The organism is Nocardia sp. NPDC004711, from assembly GCF_053601595.1.
This window is the reverse complement of sequence record NZ_JBSGCB010000132.1, coordinates 1-8,184: the sequence shown is the minus strand read 5'-3', so window position 1 is coordinate 8,184 and position 8,184 is coordinate 1. Positions and strand designations below refer to the sequence as shown.

Genomic DNA, 8,184 nt, shown 5'->3' with positions numbered 1-8,184 from the left:
CGCGCAAAACGTGCGCGAGGCAACGATCAGCCCGGACGATCTCAACGGCGGCACGTTCACCATTACCAATACCGGCAGCCGCGGGGCATTGTTCGACACCCCGATCATCAACCAACCGCAATCGGCGATCCTCGGAATCGGAGCCGTCGTCGAAAGACTCGTGCCATTCCGCGACGACGCTGCCAATTTGTGCATCGCGGCACGACAGATGGCCTACCTGTCGCTGGCTTACGATCACCGCATCGTCGACGGCGCCGATGCCGCTCGGTACCTCACGACGGTGAAAACCTTGTTGGCAGCAGGTTTTGTCGCGGAGGACCTCACATGATCGATCGGCGCGGGCCGGAATATCTGCGGCCGCTGACCGTAGATCAGCGAGAAATCCTCGCGTTCGCGATGAAATGGCTGCCATTCGGAGGCGGGGACGAGGACATCCTTCCCCAGTTCGGCATCAAACCCGAGAACTTCTACCGTCGACTGTCGATCATCATCGAATCCCGCTCCTGCGGAGAGATGGACCTGGCTACGCGAAATCGGCTACGCGAGCTCTGCAGAAGGAAGCTCATCCTCCCGCCTTCGCAGGCTTACTCAGACCCCGATCCCTGAGGCGTGACCACGATCGACACCACCGCAAGCAGACGGGCAGCGTTTCGCTGCCCGTTCGGACGAGGACCACTCCTGTGAGAACACCGACAACCGTTACCTGGTCGGGCCACGACAATCCGGAGCCGGCGCGCGACGGCTCCCCGACGGTCAGCGACCTCTCGCGCCTGGTGCCGGCACAACGCCCCGAGCCGGTTACCGGAGCCCAGGCCGTCGTGCGCATGCTCGAATATCTCAACGTCGAGTGCGTGTTCGGGATGCCGGTCGGCGCGATCTTGCCGCTGTACGACCCGCTGTGCGAGTCGACGATCCGTCAGGTGCTGGTGCGGCACGAACAGGGCGCCGGTCACGCCGCCACTGGCTACGCGCAGTCGACGGGAAGGGTCGGCGTCTGTGTGGCCTCCTCAGGGCCCGCCGCGACGAACCTGGTGACACCGTTGGCAGACGCCCAAATGGATTCGGTGCCCGTCGTGGCTATCACCGGCCAGGTCGATCGCGCCATGCTCGGCACTGACACGTTCGGGCAGGTCGATATCTGCACAATGGCGACACCTGTAACCAAACACACCTTCCTCGTGACATTCGCTGACGAGATCGCCTGGACGATCGCCGAAGCATTCCGCATCGCGTCCTCGGGTCGGCCAGGCGCGGTGCTTGTCGACATCCCCAAGGATGTCCTGCACGACACCACCCTGTTCTGCTGGCCGCCGAAGCTACCGTCGCCGACCCCTGGTAGGCACGCGCAGCGTCCCACGGGGAAGCTTCGGGTGGCGGCGACGCTGATCCGCGACGCGGCCGCACCTGTTCTCTATGTAGGCGGAGGAGTCATCAAGGCCGAGGCCTGCCAGGAGCTGCGGGAGCTCGCGGAATTGACCGGTAGCCCGGTCGTGACGACCCTCATGGCACGCGGTGCGTTCCCCGACAGCCACCCACTGCACTACGGCATGCCGGGCATGCACGGGACGGTCGCCGCCGTGGCCGCGTTGCAGAAGAGCGATCTCATCGTCGCGCTCGGCGCACGTTTCGATGACCGGGTCACGGGGCGGATCGATTCTTTCGCCCCCCACGCCAAGGTCATCCACGTCGACATCGACCCTGCCGAAATCAACAAGAACCGCCGCGCCGACGTCCCCATCGTCAGTGACTGCAAGACGGCGATCACCGAGCTGATCACGCTGGTTGGCAACGATGGTTCCAGACGGGGCAACTTGACGGCATGGCGAACCTACCTCGGCACACTGCGCGCACGCTACGCGCTGAGCTACAGCCGTCCCCACGACGGGATGCTCTCACCCGAATATGTCATCGAGGCGGTCGGTCAGGCCGCGGGACCGGAAGCCATCTTCGTCTCCGGCGTCGGCCAACACCAAATGTGGGCATCGCAGTTCATCCGCCACGAGAATCCCCGACACTGGGTGAATTCAGGTGGACTGGGAACTATGGGCTTCGCGATCCCAGCTGCGCTGGGGGCGAAGATCGGAGCCCCGAACCGCGAGGTATGGGCCGTCGACGGCGACGGCTGCTTCCAGATGACCTACCAGGAGCTGGCGACCGCAGCCGTCGAGGGCATCCCGATCAAGATCGCACTGATCAACAACGGGAACCTCGGCATGGTCCGGCAACTGCAAACCCTGTTCTACGCCGAGAAACACACCAGTGTGGACCTTGCTACCCACACACAGTGCATCCCCGACTTCGTCGCACTCGCCCAGGCCCATGGATGCGTGGGATTACGCTGCACCCGAGAAGAGGACGTCACCGACGTCATCGCCCGCGCCCGGGCCATCAACGACCGCCCTGTCGTCATCGATTTCGTTGTCTCACCCGAGGCCCTGGTATGGCCGATGATCGCCGCTGGTGCCAGCAACGACGAGATCATGGCCGCACGCGACATCCGGCCCCTCTTCGACGACGAAGAACCATCCCCGAGCAACCCGGGATGAACATCACGGCAGCGCGTGGGCCGGGGTCAATTCCTGCGGCCCGGTCCCCAAGGTCATACAATCGGCGCCGACCAGCTCATACAACGCCGCGCCCTGCGCGCCAAAGTGCGGATTTGCGGCACGTACCATCCGGTAGCGGACCAGCGCCTTCGCGGTGTTCGCGTCAGCGGTCGGGCAGATCGGGCGTGACCGCCAACAACGTTGCCATCGTGGTGAAGGACGAAGCCGTTGTGCTCCAGCCGATTTCGCAGTTGACCGAGATCGCCCACCGTCACTGCGAGCTGCTGCAGTGCGACACCGTGCAGGGCTTCAGGGAAGATCGACTTGACCTGGCGGCGCTCGGGGTGGACTTGTTCAGCTGAACTTCACCGGAAATCTGTAGTTCGCAACAGATCTGCCTAGGTATGGATGCTATGGCACCACCCGGAGTCGCCCGGCCTGAGTAGCCAGCTACCGGACTGTTACGACCGGCTACTTGGAGAAGTCGTTTCCCACATCTTCGGGCCTCCCGCTACGAGCTACTGGCCTGATGGGCTCAGCGGGTGCAAGACCGTGGGCGCACGTGCAGCCGGGCGGGCCCCGACCCAGTGTGTCGGTTGCCGTCCGGCTGTGTGTGTCGAACCGAATTGCTCGTGGTTCGAGCCTGCTCGAACGATCAGACACCTCACCCCTTCGAGAGCTTCGAGCTCTTGGAAAGACCGGTGCCGTGGGGGGTGCGCTGGGATTGTGAACACCTCATCGGAGGCAAGCCCACAGAGGCTCGTAAGTAGGGCGCTGCGCGTTCTCGTCCAGGGTCGGGACCAGCGGAAAAAACCTGAACTGATGGAGGTTGGATTGAACCGACAACTGTGGCCTGGACTGGGCCGAAGGCCATGTGCGCCACGAGGCGCTTGAAGTCGAGTGGAGGTGAGACCTTCGCCTTCCGGCCGGGATCAGTCCTACTTATCTCCGAACGGCCAAGATTCGAGCGGCTCTGTCGGCAACTCCTAAAGACTGACCCCCTGGCGAATTCCGAACCTTAACCCCTTGTCGGGGGTTGACGCTTACGGGGTGATTGCTATCGAGGACTGGGCTGAGATCCGTCGGCTGCATCGGCGGAGGGCGGGCCGATCAAGGAGATCGCGCGCCGGTTGGGAGTGGCGAGAAATACGGTGCGTGCGGCGTTGGCGTCGGACCGGCCGCCGAAGCCCGAACGCCCATCTCGGGGCCGGGTGGTGGACGCCTACGAGGCGCGGATCCGGGGGTTGCTGGCGGAGTATCCGCGGATGCCGGCGTCGGTGATCGCCGAGCGGATCGGCTGGCCATACACGCTGAACCCGTTACGGATCCGGCTGCGTGAGATCCGTCCGGAGTACGTCGGGGTCGATCCGGTGGATAGGGTCGTCTCCGAGCCGGGGTCGGTCACGCAGTGCGATCTGTGGTTCCCGGCGACGCGGATCCCGGTCGGTCGAGGGCAGGAGCGAGTGTTCCCGGTGCTGGTGATGACGCTGGGGTTCTCGCGGTTCATGGCTGCGGCGATGCTGCCCTCACGGCAGGGCAGTGATCTGATAGCGGGGATGTGGTTGCTGATCTCGCAGATGGGTCGGGTGACGAAAACCCTTGTCTGGGATCGGGAATCGGCGATCGGCGGGACCGGGAAGGTGACCGTGGCCGCGGCGGCGTTCGCGGGAACGCTGGCCACCCGCGTCCAGCTTGCTCCGCGCCGCGATCCGGAATACAAACCTCGGGTTGCATACTGCACCTTTCTCGCGTGATTCGATGGCTTTTACTGTTTATGCTGGTCACGGCTGTTCGGTGGGTGGTCGTCCGCGGTGGGGCCGGTTGGGTGGGTTGTCCGGGTCCGGTGGTGGGTAGAGGTTTTCGCCTTTGTCGTTGTAGGTGACCGCGGCGATGATTCCGACGTGCCGCCAGCGTTTGAGGGTGGGCAGGGTGATCTCGAGGTGGGCGGCCATTTCGGCGGGGGTGAGCATGCCTTGGTCGCGTAGTCGCTGGCGGCGGCTGCGGAGCCGGTAGGCGCGGATGATGTGGTCGATGATCTTGTGGTGGAACGGTTCTCCGGTCCCGGAACGCAGGCCGCGCTGGTTGAGGATGGTGGCGATCTCGCCGCTGATGTGGTGGTCGAGCAGTTGGTCGATGAGAGTGACGGTCTCGGCGGGGGTGCGGCGGGCTTCGGGTCCGGTTTTCGGGACGGGCATGGTGAGGGTGGTGTCCTGGCCGGCGGGGAAGCGGATGTGGGCGGTGATGGTATCGCGGTCGCGGGAGACGGTGACGTCGGACAGCAGCAGCCGCGCGATGCGTTTGCGTTCGCGTGCCGGGGTTTCGGGGGCGTTCCAAATCGCGGGCAGGTCGGTGACCAGCTGGTGGATGCGGGCTCGTTGGGCGTCGGTGAGCTGCCCGGTCTGCGCGGCGGTGGCGGAGTCGTAATCACGTTGCGCGGCTTGCAGTTCCCGCAGGGCGGTGTTCCAGTCGGCTTCGAGGGTGTCGGCGACGAGCCGGTTGGCGGGGTCGACGGCCAGGTAACGGCGCCGGGCCAGGTCAGCGCGGTATTGGGCGCGTTCGACGGTCGCGGCGCGTAGTCGGTCGGCATCGTCGGCGCGGTGGTCGAGTTCGGCGGACACGGCCAGGGCGGCCTCGACGGCCAGCGGGGTGAGGGTGTCGATGAGCAGCGCCCCGATGCGGGTGTCGAGGTCGGCGCCGGGGATGACCGCGCAGATCGGCTGGGCGGTCTCGATGCCGTCGCGTTGACACACGTAGGTCGGGAAGTCACGGCCTCGGCGGCGGTGATACCGCACGGTCATGCGTTTGCCGCACCGCCCGCAGGCGATCATGCCCTGCAACAGCGCGACACCTTCGCGGGGTGGCCCGGCGGCGCGGTCGCGGCCGTGGGCGGCGGCATTGGCGGCCAGGCGAGCCTGGTTGGCGTCGAACCGGTCGAGGCTGATATAGCCGGGATGAACATCGGGGATGAACGAAATCCATTGCTCGCGCGGCAGTTTCACCGACGATCCGGTCGCGGTGCCGGGACGGCGGCCGTGGCGGCCGTAGGTGAACGCGCCGGCATAGCGGGGATTGTGCAGCACCCTGAGCACGGCGTGGTGTTGCAGGGGTTTCCAGTCCAACTCGCCCTTGCGGGGGCCTTTCTGGTGCCGCCACGGGAACGACAAGCCGCCGGCGCGGAACGCTTTGACGCAGGCGGTGGCCGATCCGGTCGCGGTGAAGGTGTCGAACAGCATCCGTAGCGCGTGTTGCACGGCCTGGTCGGGGTCGAGCACGACGCGGCCGGTGCCGTCGTGGACGAGCCCGACCGGCAGCGGGGTGATCAACTCCCCGCGGCGGGCCTTGGACAGCACCCCACCGCGCAGCCGCGCCTTGATGAAATGCAGTTCGGCCTCCGACATCTGGCCTTTCATACCCAGCAGCAGCCGGTCGTTGAAATCGCGGGGGTCGTAGAGACCGTCCTCGTCGCAGATCAGGGTGCCTGTCATCGCACACAGTTCCAGGAGTTGGTGCCAGTCGGCGGAGTTGCGGGCCAACCGCGAGCATTCCAGTCCGAGCACGATCCCGGCGCGGCCGAGAGACACCTCGGCGACCAGGTGCTGGAACCCTTCCCGATCCGCCGAGCTGGCCCCGGAGAGACCCTGGTCGACATCGATGACCTGAACCTGATCGCTGGCCCAGCCCAGCGCGATCGCCCGACCGCGCAGGTCGTATTGGCGGTGCGCGGACTCGGTGTGATGGATGACTTGTTTGAGGGTGGATTGACGGACATAAAGCAACGCCGCTCTGCCCAGATGGGCGGCCGTGACCTTGGTCGCCGCTGCTTGCACGAACACGCGCATGCTCCTTCCATCCCCGGCCGAACCTGCGGTGGGGAGTGAGAATAGGTGTGAGTGAACGAGATTCAGGTTCCGGTGAGTGCCAGTCCAGCCAGTGCATCGACCAGTTCGGCGGTGAGGGCCACCGGCAGTGGCGCCATCGTGGCCTGCGCCGGGCGTCGCGGCGCGGGCGCGACGGCCGCGAGGCGGGACACCGCCGCGCGCCAGGCCAGCACGCCGCGGCGGGTGAGCACGCCGAAGCCGAGCGGGAACGCCTCGGCGCGCGCGGTCAGCGCCGCATGACGCAACTGCTCATAACGTTCGTCCAGCCCGCCCGCAGCCGGAGCCGCTGAGGGCGGCTCGGACTCGGCTATCGGCGGGATTGTTGTGGTTCAGCCGCTTTCAGCGTTGTCGCCGCGAAATCGGGCCAGGGCCCGTTCGATCGAACGAGGATGCACCCGCACCCCGAATCGTTGCTCGATCGGGGTGACGAGATCCTTCGCCCGCAGGACTGGGTCGTTGTCGAGCAGTTCGGCAGCGAACGCGCAGACCTCGGCGGTCAGCTTGTGTCCACCGCGGGGTCCGGGTTTGGCCGGGGCCAGCCCGTCCAGACCGGCGGCATCGAGCGCGGCAGCGGCCTCGTAATAGGTTTGCCGTGAATACCCGAACGCGGCGGCGGCCTCGGTCACCGATAGTTCGTCGACCCGGACCCGGCGCACCATCTCGTATTTAACCTGCACCACGTCACGAGCGTCGAAGAACTCGCCGGTCGTGAACGTCGGGTCGGTCACCGTTTCCGGATGCGGGTTCAGGCATCGCGCTTCCCGCAACTCGCTGACCTTCGGATCTTCGGCCGAAACCTGCCGCGCCATGGGCCCTCATCTCGTCGAACATCTCCATCGCCGAACCAGTCAGAGAGATTTTGCCGATAGATGAACGAGGCGTGGCAGGAATCGGGAAACATACTGCAAGGAATATTGGTCTCGCAGTTCAGATCTCGACCTATTCAGCTTCGATCCGCTGCATCGGGGACGACAGAATCCATCTGACAATCACGGCGTAATCTTATTGACGGTCGAATCCGCGCCGGGACATGCCCGGATCCGGTCGATCAGCTCGGCCAACGCCAGCAGCCCGGACGTGGTGAACGGGCAGCGACCTTCGGCGATCACCACGAACGGATCCGGCGCTGCGACGTCGGTCCAGCCTGCTGGCAGGGAGAACAGCCGACCGTCCTCGTCACGCATGCTGACGCGGTCCTCGCCCCAGTTGAGGCGGTGCTCGACGAACTCGTACTCGCGTCCGAACAACGGATGGAACCGGTGCGTCACCCGCACCTTCGGCACCCGATCGACGGAACTGGGTGTAGTCGACGACGTCGTCCAAGGGCATGGTCGAACGCGCGAACGGCTACCTGGAGACCTCGTTCCTCCCGGGTCGAACTTTCACCGGCCCTGGCGATTTCAACGAGCAGCTGACCGTCTGGCTGGAGCGGGCCAACACGCGCACGGTCCGTTCGATCCAGGGTCGTCCGGTCGATCTGTTCGAAACCGGCTATCTGTCGATGATCGCGCTGCCGCCGATGACTCCGTCGATCGGATTGAATCAGCGAATCCGTTTGGCGCGTGACTATTACGTCCATGTCGACACCGTCGACTACTCGGTCGATCCGCGGGTGATCGGCCGGTTCGTCGACGTCACTGCCTCGCCGCAAACGGTCACGGCCTATTGCGACGGCCAGGTCGTGGCCCGCCACGCCCGGTCCTGGACCAAACAGGACGTGGTCACCGATCCCGACCACGCGAACCTCGCCGCGCAGCTGC

8 protein-coding genes and 2 pseudogenes are annotated in these 8,184 nt (G+C 65.5%); 6 read left to right on the top strand and 4 right to left on the bottom strand.

Translation table 11 applies throughout. The features are described 5' to 3' along the window. The 5 genes and pseudogenes from ACWEKS_RS48340 to ACWEKS_RS48320 all read left to right on the top strand — a co-directional run. Positions 1 to 328, top strand: a 328-nt coding sequence (locus ACWEKS_RS48340; RefSeq protein WP_452346434.1) for a 2-oxo acid dehydrogenase subunit E2, incomplete at its 5' end; no start/stop codon positions are given. After that, entirely contained in the window at positions 325 to 606 is a 282-nt protein-coding gene (locus tag ACWEKS_RS48335; RefSeq protein WP_452346433.1) for a DUF3263 domain-containing protein, read from the top strand. The genes ACWEKS_RS48340 and ACWEKS_RS48335, both read left to right, overlap by 4 nt. Before the next feature lie 164 nt (positions 607 to 770). Further along, positions 771 to 2,546 (top strand): acetolactate synthase large subunit, encoded by a 1,776-nt coding sequence (locus tag ACWEKS_RS48330; RefSeq protein WP_452346435.1) that lies wholly within the window; start codon positions 771 to 773, stop codon positions 2,544 to 2,546. 185 nt (positions 2,547 to 2,731) lie between these two features. Next, positions 2,732 to 2,908 (top strand): aminotransferase class V-fold PLP-dependent enzyme, encoded by a 177-nt coding sequence (locus tag ACWEKS_RS48325; RefSeq protein WP_452346432.1) that lies wholly within the window; start codon positions 2,732 to 2,734, stop codon positions 2,906 to 2,908. A 688-nt stretch (positions 2,909 to 3,596) separates the two neighbouring features. After that, positions 3,597 to 4,267 (top strand): annotated as a pseudogene (locus tag ACWEKS_RS48320) (IS21 family transposase); the annotation flags it as partial. A 60-nt stretch (positions 4,268 to 4,327) separates the two neighbouring features. Here ACWEKS_RS48320 and ACWEKS_RS48315 read toward each other — a convergent pair. The 4 genes from ACWEKS_RS48315 to ACWEKS_RS48300 all read right to left on the bottom strand — a co-directional run bounded on the left by ACWEKS_RS48315 (position 4,328) and on the right by ACWEKS_RS48300 (position 7,692). After that, positions 4,328 to 6,379, bottom strand: a complete 2,052-nt coding sequence (locus ACWEKS_RS48315) for a recombinase family protein (RefSeq protein WP_452346431.1) — start codon at positions 6,377 to 6,379, stop codon at positions 4,328 to 4,330. Between the two features lie 68 nt (positions 6,380 to 6,447). After that, positions 6,448 to 6,669, bottom strand: coding sequence for a hypothetical protein (locus tag ACWEKS_RS48310; protein ID WP_452346430.1), 222 nt, complete (start codon positions 6,667 to 6,669; stop codon positions 6,448 to 6,450). A gap of 84 nt (positions 6,670 to 6,753) precedes the next feature. Next, the gene (locus ACWEKS_RS48305; RefSeq protein ID WP_452346429.1) at positions 6,754 to 7,233 is read right to left on the bottom strand and encodes a helix-turn-helix domain-containing protein; all 480 of its coding nucleotides are present in this window, start codon (positions 7,231 to 7,233) and stop codon (positions 6,754 to 6,756) included. Between the two features lie 180 nt (positions 7,234 to 7,413). Beyond that, positions 7,414 to 7,692 (bottom strand): DUF5372 family protein, encoded by a 279-nt coding sequence (locus ACWEKS_RS48300; protein ID WP_452346428.1) that lies wholly within the window; start codon positions 7,690 to 7,692, stop codon positions 7,414 to 7,416. A gap of 53 nt (positions 7,693 to 7,745) precedes the next feature. On the opposite strand from ACWEKS_RS48300, the pseudogene ACWEKS_RS48295 reads away from it, so the two are divergent. After that, positions 7,746 to 8,184, top strand: a pseudogene (locus ACWEKS_RS48295) (Mu transposase domain-containing protein); the annotation flags it as partial.